Origin of the sequence: Rhizobium sophoriradicis, assembly GCF_003939025.1 — a bacterium.
GTDB lineage: Bacteria > Pseudomonadota > Alphaproteobacteria > Rhizobiales > Rhizobiaceae > Rhizobium > Rhizobium sophoriradicis.
The window spans coordinates 63,754-81,479 of sequence record NZ_RQIH01000011.1; the positions used below are offsets into that span (position 1 = coordinate 63,754).

At 63.4% G+C, this 17,726-nt stretch carries 21 protein-coding genes; 8 read left to right on the forward strand and 13 right to left on the reverse strand.

Annotated features, from left to right (window positions below; all coding sequences use genetic code 11):
• Positions 1 to 9: 9 nt before the first annotated feature.
• The 4 genes from EFR00_RS19270 to EFR00_RS19285 all read right to left on the reverse strand — a co-directional run bounded on the left by EFR00_RS19270 (position 10) and on the right by EFR00_RS19285 (position 2,682).
• Complete coding sequence (locus EFR00_RS19270; RefSeq protein WP_009996102.1) at positions 10 to 723, reverse strand: thermonuclease family protein; 714 nt, start codon at positions 721 to 723, stop codon at positions 10 to 12.
• Between the two features lie 11 nt (positions 724 to 734).
• Positions 735 to 1,421: a S24 family peptidase gene (locus EFR00_RS19275; protein ID WP_038686733.1), complete on the reverse strand. Its 687-nt coding sequence runs from the start codon at positions 1,419 to 1,421 to the stop codon at positions 735 to 737.
• Positions 1,422 to 1,545: 124 nt separating this feature from the next.
• Positions 1,546 to 2,193 (reverse strand): response regulator, encoded by a 648-nt coding sequence (locus EFR00_RS19280; RefSeq protein ID WP_009990325.1) that lies wholly within the window; start codon positions 2,191 to 2,193, stop codon positions 1,546 to 1,548.
• Positions 2,194 to 2,283: 90 nt separating this feature from the next.
• Positions 2,284 to 2,682 carry a hypothetical protein gene (locus EFR00_RS19285; protein ID WP_038686735.1) on the reverse strand — a complete coding sequence of 133 codons (399 nt, stop codon included), beginning with the start codon at positions 2,680 to 2,682 and terminating at the stop codon, positions 2,284 to 2,286.
• Between the two features lie 119 nt (positions 2,683 to 2,801).
• On the opposite strand from EFR00_RS19285, the gene EFR00_RS19290 reads away from it, so the two are divergent.
• Together EFR00_RS19290 and EFR00_RS19295 are read left to right on the forward strand one after the other, a co-directional pair.
• Complete coding sequence (locus tag EFR00_RS19290; protein WP_077992730.1) at positions 2,802 to 3,155, forward strand: DUF952 domain-containing protein; 354 nt, start codon at positions 2,802 to 2,804, stop codon at positions 3,153 to 3,155.
• Positions 3,152 to 4,240, forward strand: a complete 1,089-nt coding sequence (locus tag EFR00_RS19295; RefSeq protein WP_077992657.1) for a quinone-dependent dihydroorotate dehydrogenase — start codon at positions 3,152 to 3,154, stop codon at positions 4,238 to 4,240. The genes EFR00_RS19290 and EFR00_RS19295 overlap by 4 nt, the downstream gene beginning before the upstream one ends.
• On the opposite strand, the gene EFR00_RS19300 is transcribed toward EFR00_RS19295, so the two are convergent.
• From EFR00_RS19300 to EFR00_RS19310, 3 genes are read right to left on the reverse strand one after another with little or no spacing between them, the layout of a single operon-like run.
• Complete coding sequence (locus tag EFR00_RS19300) at positions 4,216 to 5,562, reverse strand: MATE family efflux transporter (RefSeq protein WP_077992655.1); 1,347 nt, start codon at positions 5,560 to 5,562, stop codon at positions 4,216 to 4,218. The two genes, EFR00_RS19295 and EFR00_RS19300, sit on opposite strands and share 25 nt — an antisense overlap.
• A gap of 7 nt (positions 5,563 to 5,569) precedes the next feature.
• Positions 5,570 to 6,088 (reverse strand): CAP domain-containing protein, encoded by a 519-nt coding sequence (locus tag EFR00_RS19305; RefSeq protein WP_077992653.1) that lies wholly within the window; start codon positions 6,086 to 6,088, stop codon positions 5,570 to 5,572.
• 1 nt (position 6,089) lies between these two features.
• Positions 6,090 to 6,356, reverse strand: coding sequence for a DUF6460 domain-containing protein (locus tag EFR00_RS19310; RefSeq protein ID WP_077992651.1), 267 nt, complete (start codon positions 6,354 to 6,356; stop codon positions 6,090 to 6,092).
• 194 nt (positions 6,357 to 6,550) lie between these two features.
• Here EFR00_RS19310 and EFR00_RS19315 point away from each other — a divergent pair, with 194 nt between their 5' ends.
• From EFR00_RS19315 to EFR00_RS33920, 3 genes are all read left to right on the forward strand, one after another.
• Positions 6,551 to 7,483 carry a class I SAM-dependent DNA methyltransferase gene (locus EFR00_RS19315; RefSeq protein WP_077992649.1) on the forward strand — a complete coding sequence of 311 codons (933 nt, stop codon included), beginning with the start codon at positions 6,551 to 6,553 and terminating at the stop codon, positions 7,481 to 7,483.
• Positions 7,484 to 7,694: 211 nt separating this feature from the next.
• On the forward strand, positions 7,695 to 8,330 hold the full coding sequence (locus EFR00_RS19320; protein WP_009993999.1) for a YitT family protein: 636 nt from the start codon (positions 7,695 to 7,697) through the stop codon (positions 8,328 to 8,330).
• A gap of 130 nt (positions 8,331 to 8,460) precedes the next feature.
• Positions 8,461 to 8,595 carry a hypothetical protein gene (locus EFR00_RS33920; protein ID WP_009994000.1) on the forward strand — a complete coding sequence of 45 codons (135 nt, stop codon included), beginning with the start codon at positions 8,461 to 8,463 and terminating at the stop codon, positions 8,593 to 8,595.
• 437 nt (positions 8,596 to 9,032) lie between these two features.
• Here EFR00_RS33920 and EFR00_RS19325 read toward each other — a convergent pair whose 3' ends face one another.
• Both EFR00_RS19325 and EFR00_RS19330 read right to left on the reverse strand, forming a co-directional pair.
• Positions 9,033 to 9,494 (reverse strand): carboxymuconolactone decarboxylase family protein, encoded by a 462-nt coding sequence (locus EFR00_RS19325; RefSeq protein WP_009994002.1) that lies wholly within the window; start codon positions 9,492 to 9,494, stop codon positions 9,033 to 9,035.
• A gap of 21 nt (positions 9,495 to 9,515) precedes the next feature.
• Complete coding sequence (locus tag EFR00_RS19330) at positions 9,516 to 10,016, reverse strand: RrF2 family transcriptional regulator (protein WP_077992647.1); 501 nt, start codon at positions 10,014 to 10,016, stop codon at positions 9,516 to 9,518.
• Between the two features lie 117 nt (positions 10,017 to 10,133).
• Here EFR00_RS19330 and EFR00_RS19335 point away from each other — a divergent pair, with 117 nt between their 5' ends.
• The 3 genes from EFR00_RS19335 to pdeM are packed head-to-tail and all read left to right on the forward strand — an operon-like array spanning position 10,134 to position 14,075.
• Complete coding sequence (locus EFR00_RS19335; protein ID WP_010057954.1) at positions 10,134 to 10,766, forward strand: YitT family protein; 633 nt, start codon at positions 10,134 to 10,136, stop codon at positions 10,764 to 10,766.
• Between the two features lie 47 nt (positions 10,767 to 10,813).
• Entirely contained in the window at positions 10,814 to 13,324 is a 2,511-nt protein-coding gene (locus tag EFR00_RS19340; RefSeq protein WP_077992727.1) for a ligase-associated DNA damage response DEXH box helicase, read from the forward strand.
• Positions 13,325 to 13,349: 25 nt separating this feature from the next.
• Positions 13,350 to 14,075, forward strand: a complete 726-nt coding sequence (gene pdeM, locus EFR00_RS19345; protein ID WP_077992645.1) for a ligase-associated DNA damage response endonuclease PdeM — start codon at positions 13,350 to 13,352, stop codon at positions 14,073 to 14,075.
• 48 nt (positions 14,076 to 14,123) lie between these two features.
• Here the strand turns inward: pdeM and EFR00_RS19350 are convergent, their stop codons facing one another.
• The 4 genes from EFR00_RS19350 to EFR00_RS19365 form a co-directional block, all read right to left on the reverse strand.
• A complete protein-coding gene (locus tag EFR00_RS19350; RefSeq protein ID WP_038686757.1) occupies positions 14,124 to 14,705 on the reverse strand; it encodes a transglycosylase SLT domain-containing protein in 582 nt (193 codons plus the stop codon).
• Between the two features lie 313 nt (positions 14,706 to 15,018).
• Complete coding sequence (locus EFR00_RS19355) at positions 15,019 to 15,576, reverse strand: dihydrofolate reductase family protein (protein ID WP_077992644.1); 558 nt, start codon at positions 15,574 to 15,576, stop codon at positions 15,019 to 15,021.
• Positions 15,577 to 15,767: 191 nt separating this feature from the next.
• The gene (locus EFR00_RS19360) at positions 15,768 to 16,568 is read right to left on the reverse strand and encodes a TIGR02186 family protein (protein WP_009990223.1); all 801 of its coding nucleotides are present in this window, start codon (positions 16,566 to 16,568) and stop codon (positions 15,768 to 15,770) included.
• On the reverse strand, positions 16,568 to 17,488 hold the full coding sequence (locus tag EFR00_RS19365; protein ID WP_039617793.1) for a sulfite exporter TauE/SafE family protein: 921 nt from the start codon (positions 17,486 to 17,488) through the stop codon (positions 16,568 to 16,570). Before EFR00_RS19365 ends, EFR00_RS19360 begins: the two co-directional genes overlap by 1 nt.
• Between the last annotated feature and the right edge of the window lie 238 nt (positions 17,489 to 17,726).

The following is a 17,726-nucleotide window of genomic DNA, read 5'->3' on the forward strand; positions in this document are numbered from 1 at the left end:
GGCGGCCTGTCATTTGCGACGCGGGTCGCCGCCGTAAATGCCTTTCTGCGCCTGTCTCGCCTTCTCGGCGATAGCGTCGAGCGGCGAGCCGGCCGCGGCTTCCGCCCAACCGTTTTCGGCGAGCCATGTGCCGAGATCCTGCGTACCGAGCCGGCAGGCGGCGGTCGCCATCCCCTTCCATTCCGCCGTCTCGAGGTCGCAGGTGAGGCTGCGGTTGCGCAACAGCTGGCGCAGTGCCGTCTTCGCGATCATGCCGCAGGGCCATTGCCGGCTTGCCGGTCCGCATATCCTGTCGGCCGGTGTCGGGACGATGCCGGCAAGCTGAAGCCGGCGCTCGCCAAAGGAAAGCATGCCGGCATTGTCGGCGACCGGCCGCGCCAGCTCGATCGGCTTCTTCGCGGGCGGCCCCACCGCTTGCCCGCCGGCCAGTTCAGAGGGGCGCGGCGGATCGGCAGGCTTCGCCGCCATGGGTTCGGCCGGGGCGGGTGAGGGAGCGGCCGGTTGCGCTGCGCGCGCGATGATTTCGGCATCCGCATCCGAGATCGGCGCCGACCGGCCTGCCGCCTCGGGGGTGATTTCCGCCGCCCTGTCGGTTGCTGGCGCCTCTACGGTGGTCGTATCCTCGCCGCCCGTGCCGCCGCTGAGCCTTGCGTCTGCGGCCATTAGCAGGCCGGCCACGACCGCCATTCCTGCGAGACCGGTGAAGACGGCGGCAGGCCGCATGGAATATCTTCCTATTGGCTGGCCCAGATGATACGGGCGATCCACTCGACGTCGGACAGATCGAGCGTCCGGTTCGCATGTTCGGGATTGAGCGACATCAGCTCGATCGACCTTGGGCTCTGGCGCAGCAGTACCTTGGCCATCACCTCGCCCTCGCGGGTGCGCACGACGACGCGATCGTTGCGGCGCACCTGCGCGCCGGGCTCGACGATCAGCACGTCGCCGTCGCGATAGAGCGGCATCATGCTCTCACCCTGCACCTCCAGTGCATAGACGCCCGATTTCTGCGACGGCGCAGCCGGAAACTCGACCACGTCCCAGCCTTGCCCGGCCGGAAAGCCGCCATCGTCGAAGAAGCCGCCGGCGCCGGCCTGCGCGAAGCCGAGCAGCGGAATGGCGCCACCATGCGGCTGAAACCTGCTATCCGGCTGCCGGGCACGCTCGCCGGTCCGTTCTCCCGAAGCGTCGCCCGGTGGCAGGAGGGCGAGAAACTGCTCCATGCTCGCCCCTGTCGCATCGAGCACCTTGGCGATCGATTCGGTCGAGGGCCAGCGCAACCGCCCGTCGGCCGAAAGCCGTTTCGACTTGTTGAAGGAGGTCGGATCGAGGCCGGCGCGGCGCGCAAGGCCGGATGGCGTCAGGTCATGCCGTTCGGCAAGCCTGTCGATCGCCTCCCAGATCTGCTCGTGTGACAGCATGTGCGCCCGTTTCCGTGCAGCCTATCCGGGCCGCGCTTCAGCCGGCCGGAAGTGTAACCGACCGGGCGGCGCGCGTAAAGGTAAAGGAGGAATAAAATCCTGCTATCGGCGGTTTCGGCCGCCCTCAGGCGACCATCGCCATGTTGATCTTGCCGAGCTGGATAACGGCCTGCGTGCGGCTGTCGACATCGAGTTTCAACAGGATTGCCGAGACATGCGCCTTGATCGTCGCCTCGGAGACGCCGAGTTCATAGGCGATCTGTTTGTTCAAGAGCCCTTCGGCGAGCATGGTCAGCACCCGGCTCTGCTGCGGCGTCAGCGTGTGCAGGCGGTGGATCAGGTCGGCGACATCTGGGTCCTGCTCCTGGCCGTCGCGATAGCTTTCGGGTGTGGCGATATCGCCGGCGAGCACCGTCTGGATGCCGCGGCGAATGTCTTCGATGCCGGAGGATTTCGAAATGAAGCCGGAGGCGCCGAGTTCCAGCGCCCGGCGGATCGTCGTTGCGTCGTCGCTTGCCGAGACGATGATGATCGGCAGGCTGGCGAATTCGGCGCGCAATGCCATCAGGCCGGAAAAGCCGCTGACGCCGGGCATGGCGAGGTCGAGCAGCATCAGATCGGCGTCCGGATGGGCGCCGGCCGCGGTCCGTGCGGCGGCAAAATCGCCGGCTTCGACGATCAACTGGCGACCTTCCATGCCGATGACGGCCTGGCGCAACGCATCGCGGAAAAGCGGATGGTCGTCCGCAATGATGATGGTCTGTTCCTGCATCGAAAACTCCCTCCCAAGAGCCCGATCATGCTGCATGCGACGCCGTCCCCACTGCGATCCATGCATACCTTGCTGATAGATTATATCAGATCAGGTCTTCTGCGGAAGGGGATTGGCCTTTTCCTCGGCCTGGAACTCCTTCACCATCCCCATGAAACTCTTCATCATCTTCTCCATGATGCTGATCGAGCGCTCGACTTCGGCATCGCTCGGCAGCGCCCGCTCGATGAGGCCGCGCTGTTCGAGCTTGGTCACCCGCTCCGAAAGCCGGTCGAGTTCGTCCTCATAGGCCGCCCGCTCGTCGGCTGCCATGCGGCAGACGAGAGCGCCGTCCTTGTCCTGGCAGATCGACATGGCGCCGGTCTGGCGGTCGAGCCGGACGAAATGATCGCCGCTCTTTTCCAGCTGGAAGCGGCTCGCATCGGCCTCGGCCGCCACGGCTGCCAGCGGCAGGAGAACAGCGCCAAGTGTGAGAACCAAAATCTTCATCGTCTCATCCTCCGGATTTGCTTGTGCGGGTCCTGTTTTTTTAGGCGCCGGGGCGTGGACATTGCCGCCTCTTTCCGGCAAAGCGCTGGTGATCGAGGACCAGCAATCGCGAGGCCATGATGACCCTGACACCGACCCTTTACAAGATCGTGACGGAACCGCTCTGGCAGCAAGCCAGACAAAGCGGTGTTTTTCATGGCGCCGGCATCGATCTTAAGGACGGCTTCATCCATTTCTCGACGGCTGACCAGGTCAAGCAGACCGCTGCCCTGCATTTCGCCGGCCAGTCCGACCTGATGCTGGTTGCCGTCGATGGCGGCCGCCTCGGCGACAAGCTGATCTTCGAACCTTCGCGTGGCGGCGATCTGTTCCCGCATCTCTATGCCGAGCTGCCGCTTGCGGCCGTGCTGTGGGAGGTGCGGCTGCCGCTCGATGAGACCGGCGCGCATATTTTCCCGGAGCTGCAGCCATGATCGATCCCTTCAAGCGTCTCGCGCGCAAGGGCCTCTTCCTGTTCGATCCGGAAACGGCGCACGGCATGTCGATCGCGGCGCTGAAATCCGGCCTCGTGCCCGCCTGCCAGATCACCGCCGATCCGCGCCTTCGCCAGACCGTCGCCGGCCTCACCTTCGAAAACCCGCTCGGCATGGCGGCAGGCTACGACAAGAATGCCGAAGTGCCGGAGGCGCTGCTGAGGCTCGGCTTCGGCTTTACCGAGATCGGCACGGTGACGCCGAAGCCGCAAGCCGGCAATCCGCGCCCGCGCATCTTCCGCTTGGTCGAGGATGAAGCCGTGATCAACCGTCTCGGTTTCAACAATGACGGCCATGACGCCGCCTTCACGCGCCTCGCCGCGCTGACGGGCAAAGGCATCGTCGGCGTCAATATCGGCGCCAACAAGGACAGCGAGGACCGCATCGCCGATTATGTCGCCGGCATCCGCCGCTTCTATTCGGTCGCGCGTTATTTCACCGCCAACATCTCCTCACCGAATACGCCCGGCCTCCGCGACCTGCAGGCGCGCGAAAGCCTTGCGGCGCTGCTGTCATCAGTGCTTGCGACGCGCGACGAGATGGCGGAGAAATCCGGGCGGAAGGTTCCGGTCTTTCTCAAGATCGCCCCCGATCTGACCGAGGAGGGCATGGACGACATCGCCGCCGAGGCGCTGGCGCATCCGCTGGACGGGCTGATCGTCTCCAACACCACGCTGTCGCGCGAGGGCCTCAAGGATCAGCGCCACGCCAAGGAGACGGGCGGCCTCTCCGGCGTGCCGCTGTTCGAAAAGTCGACCGCCGTGCTTGCCAGGATGCGCAAGCGCGTCGGCCCTGATCTGCCGATCATCGGCGTCGGCGGCGTTTCCTCGGCCGAAACGGCGCTAGAGAAAATCAGGGCGGGCGCCGACCTCGTCCAGCTCTATTCCTGCATGGTGTATGAAGGTCCCGGTCTGCCGGGCAATATCGTTCGCGGCCTCTCGGCACTGCTCGACCGCGAAAAGGCCGGCTCGATCCGCGAGTTGCGCGACAGCAGGCTCGATTACTGGGCGGCGCGGAAGGTCTGATCGGCCCGCGGCCTGACCAGCATCGCCAGGAAAAAGCCGCGGAACAGCAGGAAGGCGTTCATCGCCAGCCACAGGCCGTGATTGCCGAAGAGCGGCACGAAGACCGCGAGCATGGCGAGGTAGCCGACAAAGGACAGCAGCATCCGGTTGCGCATGTCGGCAGACCACGTCGCGCCGATGAAGACCCCGTCCATCAGGAAGGCGAGCGCGCCGGTCAGCCCCGTCACCGCCGCCCAGGGCAGATAGGTGGCTGCCGCCTGCCGCACCTCGGGCGAGGTCGTCAGCGCTGAGATCAGCCAGGGCCCGGCGAGGAAGAAGAAGGCGGAAACGATCGCCGCCAGGCCGAAGGACCAGAGGATCGTAAGCTTCAGCCCGCGGTCGAAGGCCGGCCGGTAACGCGCGCCGACCGCCCGGCCGGTGATCTGCTCGGCTGCATTGGCCAGCCCGTCGAGATAATAGCTGGAGAGCAGCACGAAATTCATCAGCACAGCGTTTGCGGCAAGCGTCACCGCGCCAAAACTGGTGCCGATCCGCGTCATGATGGTGAAGGCGCCGATCAGCACGAAGGTGCGGATCAGGATGTCGCGGTTGAGCGCGAAAAGCTCGGCCAGCCGGTGCCGGGAAACGATCTCCGCCCATGCCGGCCGATCGGCCTTGGCAAAGCCGTTGAGCACGACAAAAAGCCCAACAAGCGCGCCGGCCGTCTCGCCGGCCATCGTTCCCCAGGCAACGCCGGCCACGCCCCAGCCGAGCGTCAGGCCGAGATAGATCGACAGCAGGATGTTGATGCCGTTGATGATTGCCTGCAGCAGCAGCCCGATCTTGCCCTGCCCACGCCCCAGCACGAAACCGAGGATGGCGTAGTTGGCGAGCGCTGCCGGCGCGGCGAGGATGCGGATCGAGAAATAGGTGGCGGTCGCCTCGGCGATCGCGCCTTCCGCGCCCATCAGCCGCAGACCCGCCACCTTGAGCAGCGGTGAAAGACAGAGCAGCGCCAGCCCGCAGCCGAGCGCCGAGATCAGTGCCCTGGCAAAGACCGCCTGCTGTTCGTGCTGGTCCCGCCGGCCATAGGCCTGCGCCGTCAGCCCGGTCGTTGATGCCCGCAGGAAATTGAAACTGCCCAGGATGAGATCGAAGAGCATTGCACCGATCGCGAGCCCCGCCAGCGCCTCCGGATCCCCCATATGACCGACAACGGCGGTGCTCGTCAGCCCGAGCAGCGGCGTCGTCAGGAAGCCGAGCGTCATCGGAATAGCGATCGCCAGCACCAGCCGGTGCGTCACGTCGAAAGCGAGCGCGTTGTTGTTGCTGCGCGTGTCCATACCGGCCTCATATCGAGGCGGAATCACCTCGGCTGGAAAGCACCATCGCCCAATAGGGCAGGTTCCTGGAAGATGAATTGTGAGCGACGGCGACGCCGAGGCCGTCATAGTGTCCCAGCATGTTTTCCAGATGATGCGGCGAGTTGATCCAGGCCGTCACCACTTCATCGACGCTCCGCTGGCCGGAGGCGATGTTTTCTGCCGCCGGCAGCTGAACGCCGCTCGCCTTGACGCGGGCGCCGAAACTGTCGGTCATCCCCATGATATGCGCCATCTTGCCGGCGCTTGCCATGCGTTTCGCCTGGAAGAGGGCGGCCGTGCTTGCCGCCGGATCGGCGGACAGCGGCGGCAGGCCGTTCTTGCCTCGGAGCCGATTGACGAGCGGCAGCACGCTTGCCGTCTCGTCCTCGCCGTTTGAGGGCGGGCCGGCAAGGCGCGGCGCGGTGGTGCAGCCGGCAATTCCGGCGGCGAACGCAAGTCCGGAAAGACGCAGCAGGCCGCGGCGGGAAAGATCGATGGAGGTCATGTTACCGGTGGTAGCTGAAAAGGCGAAGGATGAGGAAGAGCGGAATGACGATCGTCGCCCCGAGGAGGAGATAGTCGCCGACGCGCCCGAGCGCTGAAAAACCCCGATGCCAGATTTCCAGGACGAAGTCGCGGAAGCCGTAAATGATGTTCCACGGCGTCAGGCCGAAGATGGTCATGACGAAGCCGACGATCAGCGACACGACGATGAGTTTTATCAATGTGCGGCCGAGCGAATCGCCGAGGAACCTGTTCACCTGATCGGACATGCGCCATCTCCTGTTTGCCCTTGGAATAAGGTTGCGGCGCGCCGCCCGCAAGCCCTTTCCAGAATTGGCCGCTTCGCCTGTGAAATAGGACTTGAGTTTTTTTGTGGCCGCCGCCAGATGCGGGCAGACGTATGTCATACAAACTGTGCAGCGGTTTGCGGTAATGACATGCGCAAGAGCCAACAGGTCTATTCATGCAGCCCCACCAGCTTTCTTCAGGCGATGTCATCGCCGACCGCCGCGCCGATTATGCCCGGATGCTCGAAGAGGGCGGCGAGCCGGAGGCGGCGGCCGAGTTGATGGAGCAGGCGCTCGAACTCGCACCGGCCTGGGCTGCCGGCTGGTATCGCCTCGCCACCTATCGCGAAAAGGCGGGCAGGGCGGAAGCCGCGATCGGAGCCTATCGCCGCACGCTTGCCCTCGATCCCGAAGATATTTTTGGCGCGGCCCTCAAGCTGGCCGTTCTCGGCGAAGGAGCTGCGCCCGACCGGCCGCCGAGCCGCTATATCGAGCGGCTGTTCGATGATTATGCCGAGCGTTTCGAAACCTCGCTGGTCGAAAAACTCGATTATAGCGTGCCGCAGAAGCTCGCAGCCCTCGTTTCTGCCACCGGCAGGCATTACACCTGTGCCGTCGATCTCGGCTGCGGCACCGGCCTGCTCGGCCCCGAAATCCATGGCCGCGTCGACCGTCTCGAAGGTTTCGACCTCTCGCAGAACATGCTGGCCAAGGCGGCCGAGAAGGCGGTCTACGATCACCTCGCCCAGGCCGACCTGTCGCTTGCATCAGATCTTTCCGGCCTCTTTGCCGAGGGGCCACGTGGCCGCGCCGACCTGGTGACGGCAGCCGACGTGCTGATGTATCTCGGCAATCTCGAAAGCGTCTTTGCCATCATCAACGATCTCGCCGCATCAGGCGCCGATCTCGCCTTTTCCGTCGAGGATGCGGGGGAGTGCGAGAGCTTCCATCTCGCACCGTCGCTGCGTTATGCCCATTCGGAAGCCTATGTGAGGATGCTGCTTGCCCGCCACGGCTTCGAAATCCTCGACATTGCCAAGACGGTCATTCGCAAAGATGGCGGCAATCTGGTTGCCGGCATTCTGTTCCTTACGCGCAAGCCGGCCTGAGCGAATGTTTCTTGCGATTTTCGAATAGGACAGTATTGCTTACCTATTCCGCTTGCTCGGACCCCGGAAAGCCTGATATTGCAGGGGTATCCGAAGAGAGCGCGGCGATCAGACGCCGAGCGCTCCGGCTCATTTTCATAAGCAATAACCCACTGCGTCCGGATTTCTCCGGACGTGCTCGCGAACACGTCTGCTGTTGGAGACTGGCGACATGACACAGCTCATCAATGCCCTCGGCCTCTGGAATACGAGTGCTGCGCGTCACTCGCCGATCGAAGACGTGCAGGGCATATTCTCCGGCAGTCTCGTCGCAGCCCTCGGCCTATACGTACTTGCCAGCGCCGGCCTTCTCACCGGCAGCACGGCCGGCGTCGCCTTCCTTCTGCATTACGCTTTCGGCGTCAATTTCGGCCTCGCCTTCTTCCTGCTCAACCTGCCGTTCTTCTATCTCTCGTGGAAACGTCTCGGCATGGCTTTCACGCTGAAGACCTTCATCGCCATCGGCCTGACCTCGGCAATCGCAGATCTGCAGTCGCGTCTCTTTTCCATTTCGAGCATCCATCCGGCCTGGGCGGCTCTGCTCGGCGGCCTGCTGCTCGGCTTCGGCGCGCTGGCGCTTTATCGCCACCGCGCCAGCCTCGGCGGCGTCGGCATTCTCGGCGTCTATCTGCAGGAGCGTTTCGGCATCCGCGCCGGCCTCGTCCAGCTGGCCATCGACATGTGCGTGCTGGCCGCCGCCTTCTTCGTCACCACGCCGCCGGTGGTCTTCTATTCCGTCCTCGGCGCCCTCGTCCTCAACCTCTTCGTCGCCATCAATCACCGCGCCGACCGCTACATCGCACTCTGACATTACAAATCGGTAACCCATTCTGAACAAAACGTAACTTGCCTGTCATCGGCCCCGGCGCGACACTTCTCCCGCGCCGGATTTGATGAGGTGAGTTATGTCAGATTTGGAAAAACTTGTGAGACGCCGCATGCAGGAAGAATACGCCAAGGGCGCTTCCGCAGAGGAAATTACGAAAGTCGTCCGCGATCTGCTCAACAGCATCGACCTCTCGGGCACAGCGCCTGACGCCGTTGCCGCACGGGCCACGATCGATCGCGAATAACGGAATTTTCAACCGACCCGAAATTTCGGGTCGGTTGTTGGGATGCCATCATTGCCCGCGCGGCGCCGCCACCTCTGCATGGGTCGCCTATTTCAGCTGCGGCAAAGTTGCCCGTAGGACAGATGATGGGGCTGAGAAGCCCACGTCAAAATCGCAGCTCCGCCCGTATTCCTCGCTGTTCTTGCTCCACAAACCACCCACACTCCGTCATCCTCGGCCTTGAGCAGCTCAAGGCCTGGGATGACGGAGTGTGGGGCGTGTTTTGCCAAACTCGCCGTCGACGAAGCGGATGAAACGTCACACTTCCTGGTTCAACGCGCTGCCGGGTGTCCCATCCGCCTGCCGGCACGTTTGCCTGGGGCCTTAACCCCTCCTTCGGACTGAGGTGAGACGAGGATATGCCGCGACCTCTCCCCACTCACCTCTACGCATTGGCCTCAAGCCGCCTTTGTCACCGCATCGAGCGGATGCTGCGAGCGGAAGCCGACGGCGAGCCGGTTCCAGACATTGATCGCGCCGATCGTCACGGTGATCTTCGTCATCTCCTCCTCGGAAAAATACGCCTTCAGCGTCTCGTAGTCGGCATCCGGGGCGCCGGTTTTGGCGATGTTGGTGACGGCGTCGACCCAGCCGAGCAGGGCGCGTTCACGCGCGTCATAGACCGGCGATTCCCGCCACACGCACATCAGGTTGATCCATTGTTCGCTGAGCCCGTCGTGACGGGCTTCCTTCACATGCATGTCGACGCAATAGGCGCAGCCGTTGATCTGCGAGGCGCGCAGTTTGATCAGGTGGATGAAGCGGCGCTCCAGTCCGCAGGACTGGACATACTGCTCGAGTGCGGCGACCGCCTTGTAGGCATCGGGGGCGGCTTTGGCGAAGTTGAAACGAGGTTGCATGTCTTTCTCCTTTGATAGGGCTCAGCGAGCCATTTTGCGTTCGTGGATTTCGAGGAAGGCGCAGCCTCTAGCTGCGATCGATCCGTCGTCGAGGGCATTCAATTCGATGCCGAGATCGGCAATGCTGGTCTTGGCGAGTTCGGCCCGGTAGACCCGCTCGGCCCGGAGCATCGCCGCGCTGATGGTGCAGGGCTTGGCGAAGAAGCGGTCGGAGACCGGGTTAGGGCCGCGCTGGCGGATTTCGGCGCAGCGGAAAGCTGGCGCCGGTCCCTCGACGGCGAGCAGGATATCGAGCAGCGAAATCTCTTCCGGCGCCTTCGCGAGCTTATATCCACCCCGCGGGCCAGGCACGGTATCGAGAATGCCGGCGCCCGACAGCGCCTGCAGATGCTTCAACAGATAGCTCGTCGACACGCCGTGGAATTCCGCCAGGGCGGCGGCCGACAGCACGCCGCCTTCGGAGAGGCCGGAAAGCATCGCAACGCTGTGAATGGCCTGTTCGACACCGTCGCTCATCTTCATCGAAACCATCTCCTAATCGTGGATACAAAATATCCATGATTATCTCGGCTGTCAACTGGCGGCTGCTTGCCTTTCTCCTTGCGCCGGATAGAAGGAGAAAAACCGCAGGGGAACATCATGGCATCCAATGCCTTCGCAGGCCTTCTGAATTCCAGCGCCGACCGTCACTCACTTTTTGACGACGCGCAGGGCATCGTCGCCGGCAGCATGCTCGCGGTGCTCGGCGTCACGCTTCTTTCCGGCGCGGGACTGCTTGCCGGCGGCACCGCGGGCCTTGCCTTCCTCGCCCATTATGCGACCGGAATAAGCTTCGGCCTCTGCTTCTTTGCGGTAAACCTGCCCTTCTATTATCTCGCCTTCCGTCGCCTGGGCCCCGCCTTCACCATCAAGACTTTCGTTGCGATCGCGCTGACCTCGGTCCTGTCCGAATTCGCGCCCGGCTTCATCGGCGTGGCGCATGTCCATCCGGTCGCCGGAGCGCTCTTCGGAGGCCTCGTCATCGCCGCCGGCATGCTGGCGCTTTTCCGCCACCGCGCCAGTCTCGGCGGCATCGGCATCCTCGCCCTCTACATCCAGGATCGCTTCGGCTGGCGCGCCGGCCTCGTCCAGCTCGGATTCGACGGCATCGTGCTGGCGCTCTCCTTCTTCGTCGCCAGTCCCTTCATCATCGCTTGTTCGGTTCTCGGCGCGGTCGTGCTCAACCTCACGCTCGCCATCAATCATCGCAAGGACCGCTATATCGCGATGTGAGCGGTGACCGCTCTTCTTTTTCGCCGGCGTTTCACTACCTTCAGGATGTGGACCAGATCGATTCCGAAGCCCGCGCCCTGCTTCCTGCCGCCTTTACCCGCTGGTTTGCGGAAAAGGGCTGGCGTCCGCGCGCCCATCAGCTGGAACTGCTTGCCCGCGCCGAGGCCGGCGAAAGCACCCTGCTGATTGCGCCGACCGGCGCCGGCAAGACGCTTGCCGGTTTTCTGCCGTCACTCACCGACCTTACCCGTCGCGGCAAGATTCCGCCCGGTTCCGCCTTCACCGGCATCCACACGCTCTATGTCTCGCCGCTGAAGGCGCTGGCGATCGATATCGAGCGTAATCTGATGAAGCCGGTCGCGGAGATGGGCCTGCCGGTCACCGTCGAAAACCGCACCGGCGATACGCCGAACGCCAAGCGCCAGCGCCAAAAACTCAACCCGCCGGATATTCTGCTGACGACGCCCGAGCAGGTCGCCCTGCTTCTCGCCAACCGCGAGGCCGAGCGCTTCTTCAAGGATCTGAAATATGTGGTGCTCGACGAATTGCATTCGCTCGTTACCTCCAAGCGCGGCCATATGCTGTCGCTCGGCCTTGCCCGCCTGCGCCGCCTTGCCCCTGACCTGAAGACCATCGGCCTGTCGGCGACCGTCGCCGAGCCGATGGATCTGCAGAAATGGCTGGTCGCTCAGGAGGAGGGCAGGGAGCATCACGCCGGCCTCGTCGTCGTCGGAGGCGGCGCCAAGCCCGACATTTCGATCTTGTCGACCGAGGAGCGCATTCCCTGGGCCGGCCATTCCGCCAAATATGCCATTCCCGATGTCTACAGGCAGCTCCTCGACCACCAGACGACGCTGCTGTTCGTCAATACCCGCAGCCAGGCCGAAATGCTCTTCCAGGAGCTCTGGACGATCAATGACGACAACCTGCCGATCGCCCTTCACCATGGCTCGCTCGATGTCGCCCAGCGCCGCAAGGTCGAGGCGGCGATGGCCGAAAACCGGCTGCGTGCCGTCGTCGCCACCTCGACGCTCGATCTCGGCATTGACTGGGGCGATGTCGATCTGGTGATCCATGTCGGCGCGCCGAAGGGCGCCTCGCGCCTTGCCCAGCGCATCGGCCGCGCCAATCACCGCATGGACGAGCCGTCGAAGGCGATCCTCGTGCCGGCCAACCGTTTCGAGGTGATGGAGTGCCAGGCGGCACTCGACGCCAATTATATCGGCGCCCAGGATACGCCGCCGGTCGGCCGCGGTGCGCTCGACGTGCTCGCCCAGCACGTGCTCGGCATGGCCTGCGCCGAACCCTTCGACATGCTGGAACTCTATGACGAGATCACCAGCGCCTCGCCCTATGCCGATCTCAGCTGGGAAAACTTCGAACGCGTCGTCGATTTCGTCGCGACCGGCGGTTATGCACTGAGAACCTATGAGCGTTACGCCCGCATCCGCAAGACCAAGGAGGGCCGCTGGCGCGTCTCCAACCCTGCTGTCGCCCAGCAATATCGCCTCAACCTCGGCACCATCGTCGAAAGCCCGATGCTGAACATCCGCATGGTCAAGCGCGGCGGGGGCGGCCGGATCGGCCGCGGCGGCGCCACGCTCGGCAAGGTCGAGGAATATTTCCTCGAGCAATTGTCGCCCGGCGATACCTTCGTCTTCTCCGGCAAGGTGCTGCGCTTCGAGGGCATCCGCGAAAACGAATGCCTGGCGTCGCAGGCCTTTTCGCTCGATCCGAAGATCCCGTCTTACAATGGCGGCAAGTTTCCGCTGTCGACCTATCTTGCCGAGCAGGTGCGGGCGATGATCGCCGATCCCGACCGCTGGCGCCATCTGCCCGATCAGGTGCGCGACTGGCTGTCGCTGCAGACGGACAAATCGATGCTGCCGAAGCGCGACGAGTTCCTGATCGAAACCTTCCCGCGCGGCAGCCGCGGCTACATGGTCGCCTATCCCTTCGAGGGCCGCCTCGCCCACCAGACGCTCGGCATGCTGCTGACGCGCCGGCTGGACCGGGCGGGAGCCAAGCCGCTCGGCTTCGTCGCCACTGATTATTCGCTCGCCGTCTGGGGCCTGGAGGATATGGGCCTGATGATCGGCAACGGCCGGCTCAGCCTTTCCGACCTGTTCGACGCGGACATGCTGGGTGACGATCTCGAAGCCTGGCTCAACGAATCCTTCCTGCTGAAGCGCACCTTCCGCAATTGCGCCGTGATTGCAGGCTTGATCGAGCGCCGCCATCCTGGCAAGGAAAAGAGCGGCCGCCAGATCACCGTCTCCGCCGATCTGATCTACGACGTGCTGCGCAGCCACGAGCCGGATCACATCCTCCTGCAGGCGACGCGGCAGGATGCGGCGACCGGACTTTTGGATATAAGCCGACTTGGCGATATGCTGATGCGAATCAGGGGCCACATCACCCACCGCCCGCTCGACCATATTTCCCCGCTCGCCGTGCCGGTGATGTTGGAGATCGGACGCGAAGCGGTGCCGGGCGAGGCCCATGACGCATTGCTCGCTGAAGCGGCGGACGATCTGATCGCCGAAGCGCTGGCCTGAGACCTGTTTGGGAATAACGACCGTGATGAACCGCCTGGCGCTGGCGCGCGACATATCCGGATTGGCCGCCGTGCCGGGCATCGAGACGACGATCCACGGCATTGCCGCCGTCTGCGATCCGCTTGGCGCCCTCTATTTGCCGGATGCCGGCCTGCTCGTCGTCTCCGACCTGCATCTGGAAAAGGGTGCGGCCTTCGCCCGCCGCGGCATGATGCTGCCGCCTTACGATACGCTGGCGACCCTGACCGTGCTGGCCGCCGTCATCTCGCGCTATGATCCGAAGCTCGTCATCTCGCTCGGCGACAATTTCCACGATCGCATCGGCTCCGCGCATCTGCCGGAAAATTTCCGCGCGCTGATCGTCGGCATGGCGCGCGGCCGCGAATGGATCTGGATCAACGGCAATCATGATCCCGACGGCGTCGTCGATCTGCCCGGCGCCTGCGCCGACGAGATGCATTATGCCGGCCTGACCTTCCGCCACGAGCCGAAAAACGGCCTGCAGAGCGGCGAAATCGCCGGCCACCTGCACCCGTCGGCGACCGTGCGCCGTCGCGACAGATCCGTCCGCCGCCCGTGTTTTGCCACCGACGGCGCCCGCCTGCTGATGCCCGCCTTCGGCGTCATGAGCGGCGGCTTGGATCTCGGCCATCAGGCGATGAAAGGCCTGTTCGACACATCGTCTCTGGTGGCGCATCTGTTGGGGCGGGATCGGATTTATTCGGTCAGGTATGGGAATTTGCGGGGGTAGCGATTGCTATTCGGATAGGGCCTGCCGTGGCCGCCCCTCAGACTATTGTTAATCACACCCCCGCAACTGCTGCTGATAGGTTCCAGCCATCCGTGCGAACTTCTGCGCCGTCTGCTGCAATTGCCCGTTCGAGCGCCAGTCGCCGCGCTTGTATCCCGTCGGCCCGGAATAATAGGCGAGGTAGAGATTATAGGCATCGTTCAGCGGAATGCCGGTCTCGACGCTGTTTTGATAGTGGTACCAGCCGATGAAATCGATGGCGTCGGTGAAGTTCGTGCGCCGCGCCGCCCAGTTCCCGGTCTGCGACTGATAGTGATCCCACGTTCCGTCGAGCGCCTGCGAATAGCCGTAGGCGGTCGATGGCCGGGTCCAGGGAATGAAGCCGAAGAGCTTGGTACGCGGTGGCCGCGCATAAGGCTGGAAACCCGATTCGGTGTACATCGTCGCCATCAGGATCGGCACGGGCACGCCGTATTTCTTTTCTGTCCGCTCGGCCGCTCTCTGCCAGCTGGAAAAAAGCCCCTCGCGCTGGTCGAACACGGCGCAGATGTTTCTCGTCTGCTTCGGCGCCGTCGCGCAGCCGGCAAGCAGCGCCAGACCCACGGCGGTCAGAACGATACGAGTACGCATAACAGAACCTCTCGTTTCAGAGAGATTACTAACTCGTAAATGTTAAGAACCGGTTTTTAGTCGAATACGAAGCTTTTTGGAAAGGGCTGCCGCCGTCGACCGGGGCCGAGCCACGATCTAAGACCCCTCCCCAACCCCTCCCCACAAGGGGGAGGGGCTTGAATGCCGCGCCGACGTTATTCCCTTCACCGTCTCATCCGCAGAAGCGTTGATGTTTGTCGTGGGACGGTGCCGCGCATAGCCCCTCCCCCTTGTGGGGAGGGGTTGGGGAGGGGTTTCGCCCAGGCATCGCACAGCCATGCCCCGCAGCCTGCTACACCTTCACCGGCTCATAGCGCAGGATCATCGCGCCGCCTCGCGTCGTCGCGGAATCGATGAGCTTCAGCGGCACCTCAGCCTCGGCGCGCTTGAAAAGCGGGTTGCCGCCGCCGAGGATGACGGGTACCACGCAGACCCTGATTTCATCGATAAGGCCAGCTTTCAACAGGCTGTCGGCAAGCTCGGCGCTGCCGAAGATGAAGATCGTCTTGCCGTCCTCTTGTTTCAGCCGCGTCAATTCGGGGATCGGATCGCTGACGACGCGGGCATTGTTCCAGCCGGGCTCGGTCATCGTCCGCGACACGGCGATCTTGGCGATGCCGTTCATATAGGCCTTGATCTTGTCTTCGCCTTGCGCCGTCGGCCAGTAGGAGGCCATGCCCTCATAGGTCTTGCGGCCGAAAACCAGGAGATCGCCTTCTTCGCCGAACTGCTCGGCATAGCGCTGCAGCTCCGGCCCCCAGGCGAGATTGTGGAAGTCGATATCCCACGGCTTCGTGCCTTCGAAATACCCGTCGAGGGTCATTAGGTTCCAGACGATAAGCTTTCTCATGGCATCCTCCTTCTCGATTGTCGCATGTAGACCGGTTGCGAATAAAAAGTGGTTCAAACCTTACGTGGCTGATAGCAAAATGCAAGCGGTTTTTAAGAGGAGGAGCGGATGAAGTGCGCCGGGGCCAGCCGGCGCTCGACCGGTGGCCGCTATAACAAGACATTCGCGGGCGTACGGTGCCTTGCGGCGGCTCAGTCCCGGCGGAAGATGAGGCTGGCGCCCCAGCCGGTGACGACGGCGAGCAGCACGGCAACGCAGCCGTAGAGGATCGGCTGGTCATGTGCCGCATCGGTGATCGTCTGCTCGATGCCCGTCTTGATGACGCGCAGCGGCAGCGATTTCTCGGTGACGAGATTGCCGCTCTTGAAGAGATAGGCGCGCACCGTATGCACGCCGTTCGGAATGTTTGCCGGCAGGCGCAGGCTCGCCTTGAACAGGTTCGAGGAAACGAACCGCACGCCGCTCGGGTTGCGGTCGTAAAGCGCGCCTCCCTGCTGCAGCCGCAGGAAAGCCTGGCGGAACTCGCCGAGATTGCTGCCGTCGCCGACGAAGCCGACCGGCGTCAGCGGAATGTGATCGATGCCGATCCCCTGATCGGTCAGCTCGAGCGGCGTCGTCAGATCGTCGATCATGCGCGAACTCGACATCGAATAGGAATGCGGCACCGCCTCGAAGGTCATCGAGCGCCTGTTCACCCAGATGCCGAAGACACGCTCCTTCTTGCGCACCGTCGCATCCTCGCGCGGGCCTTCCAGCACCACGACCACGTCATACTGGCCGATGGCGAGCAGCAGCTGGTCGGTGTTCGAGAGCGCCCCGAAGATCGTCAGATCCGCCCCGTGGAAATCCGAGGTGATGGCGATTTCGCTGGTCGACGTGCCGATCTCAAGGCCTTCGCGCACCGCTTCGGTTGATTGTCCCGGCAGCCATTGCGCGCCGGCCACCGCCGGCAGCAGGCAAAGAAGCGCGAGGAGGGCGACAAGCAGGCGCATCAGTTATCCCCCATCACCACCGAATAGACGTCGGCCGGCGTTACCACCAGCGCGATCGCCAGACGCAGGCCGACGGCCAGCACCAGCAGCCCGAGCAGGGCGCGCAACTGCTCGCCGCGCAGCTTCTGACCGACGCGAACGCCGTATTGCGCGCCGATGACGCCTGCCACCATCAGGATGAAGGCGAGCACGATGTCGACAGAGAAATTCGTCGCCGCCTGCACGATCGTCGTATAGGCGGTGACGAAGATGATCTGGTAGAGCGAGGTGCCGACCACGACATTGGTCGGAATGCGCAGGAGGTAGATCATCGCCGGCACCATGATGAAGCCGCCGCCGACGCCCATGATCGAGGTGAGGATGCCGATCGCAAAGCCGAGCGCGACGATCGGAATGACGCTGAGATAGATCTTCGATTTCTTGAAGCGCACCTTGAGCGGCAGCTTGTGCACCCAATGCTGGTGGCCCGGCTTGCGTGGCGCCGGCGGTTCGTTGCGGGCAGCCCGCCGCATGGCATTGATGCTTTCGAGCAGCATCAGCCCACCGACTGTCCCGAGGAAGATGACGTACATCAGCGAGATTATGAGATCGAGCTGGCCCACGCGGCGCAAAAGCGAAAAGATCCAGATACCGACCGTGGCGCCTGTAAGACCGCCGATCAGAAGCACAGTGCCGAGTTTCACATCGAGCGTGCCGCGCCGGAAATGGGTGATCGCCCCCGAAATCGACGACGCTACAACCTGGTTCGCGCCGGTGGCGACGGCGACGACAGGGGGGATATTGTAGAAGATCAGCAGTGGGGTGATGAGAAAGCCGCCACCGACGCCGAACATTCCGGACAGGAACCCGACGGCCGCCCCCATGCCGAGAATGATGAAGATGTTCACCGACAATTCTGCGATGGGCAGATAGATTGTCACAACCGACCCCGAATGATGACCGCTCCTGCAGGGCGGTTTCCGTCACGTCCCCGTTCGAATGCGCACCTTACCGCGAAATCGTTGCCAGAGGCTTTCGATCAGCTCTGAGATGGAGATCGGTGGCAGAGATTCGCCGGATGCGCGAACGGATATTCCCGCATATTCCGGCTTTTTTCAGATTGCATGACGGGCGGGAGCAAAAAGCGGCGAAAGCCTTGCGGCATAGTGCCGCCAGGCT

Bases quoted from the DNA above. Each gene is read 5' to 3' on its own strand.
- EFR00_RS19270 (WP_009996102.1), bottom strand. From the start codon at position 723: ATGCGGCCTGCCGCCGTCTTCACCGGTCTCGCAGGAATGGCGGTCGTG.
- EFR00_RS19275 (WP_038686733.1), bottom strand. From the start codon at position 1,421: ATGCTGTCACACGAGCAGATCTGGGAGGCGATCGACAGGCTTGCCGAA.
- EFR00_RS19280 (WP_009990325.1), bottom strand. From the start codon at position 2,193: ATGCAGGAACAGACCATCATCATTGCGGACGACCATCCGCTTTTCCGC.
- EFR00_RS19285 (WP_038686735.1), bottom strand. From the start codon at position 2,682: ATGAAGATTTTGGTTCTCACACTTGGCGCTGTTCTCCTGCCGCTGGCA.
- EFR00_RS19290 (WP_077992730.1), top strand. From the start codon at position 2,802: ATGACCCTGACACCGACCCTTTACAAGATCGTGACGGAACCGCTCTGG.
- EFR00_RS19295 (WP_077992657.1), top strand. From the start codon at position 3,152: ATGATCGATCCCTTCAAGCGTCTCGCGCGCAAGGGCCTCTTCCTGTTC.
- EFR00_RS19300 (WP_077992655.1), bottom strand. From the start codon at position 5,562: ATGGACACGCGCAGCAACAACAACGCGCTCGCTTTCGACGTGACGCAC.
- EFR00_RS19305 (WP_077992653.1), bottom strand. From the start codon at position 6,088: ATGACCTCCATCGATCTTTCCCGCCGCGGCCTGCTGCGTCTTTCCGGA.
- EFR00_RS19310 (WP_077992651.1), bottom strand. From the start codon at position 6,356: ATGTCCGATCAGGTGAACAGGTTCCTCGGCGATTCGCTCGGCCGCACA.
- EFR00_RS19315 (WP_077992649.1), top strand. From the start codon at position 6,551: ATGCAGCCCCACCAGCTTTCTTCAGGCGATGTCATCGCCGACCGCCGC.
- EFR00_RS19320 (WP_009993999.1), top strand. From the start codon at position 7,695: ATGACACAGCTCATCAATGCCCTCGGCCTCTGGAATACGAGTGCTGCG.
- EFR00_RS33920 (WP_009994000.1), top strand. From the start codon at position 8,461: ATGCAGGAAGAATACGCCAAGGGCGCTTCCGCAGAGGAAATTACGAAA.
- EFR00_RS19325 (WP_009994002.1), bottom strand. From the start codon at position 9,494: ATGCAACCTCGTTTCAACTTCGCCAAAGCCGCCCCCGATGCCTACAAG.
- EFR00_RS19330 (WP_077992647.1), bottom strand. From the start codon at position 10,016: ATGAAGATGAGCGACGGTGTCGAACAGGCCATTCACAGCGTTGCGATG.
- EFR00_RS19335 (WP_010057954.1), top strand. From the start codon at position 10,134: ATGGCATCCAATGCCTTCGCAGGCCTTCTGAATTCCAGCGCCGACCGT.
- pdeM (WP_077992645.1), top strand. From the start codon at position 13,350: ATGAACCGCCTGGCGCTGGCGCGCGACATATCCGGATTGGCCGCCGTG.
- EFR00_RS19350 (WP_038686757.1), bottom strand. From the start codon at position 14,705: ATGCGTACTCGTATCGTTCTGACCGCCGTGGGTCTGGCGCTGCTTGCC.
- EFR00_RS19355 (WP_077992644.1), bottom strand. From the start codon at position 15,576: ATGAGAAAGCTTATCGTCTGGAACCTAATGACCCTCGACGGGTATTTC.
- EFR00_RS19360 (WP_009990223.1), bottom strand. From the start codon at position 16,568: ATGCGCCTGCTTGTCGCCCTCCTCGCGCTTCTTTGCCTGCTGCCGGCG.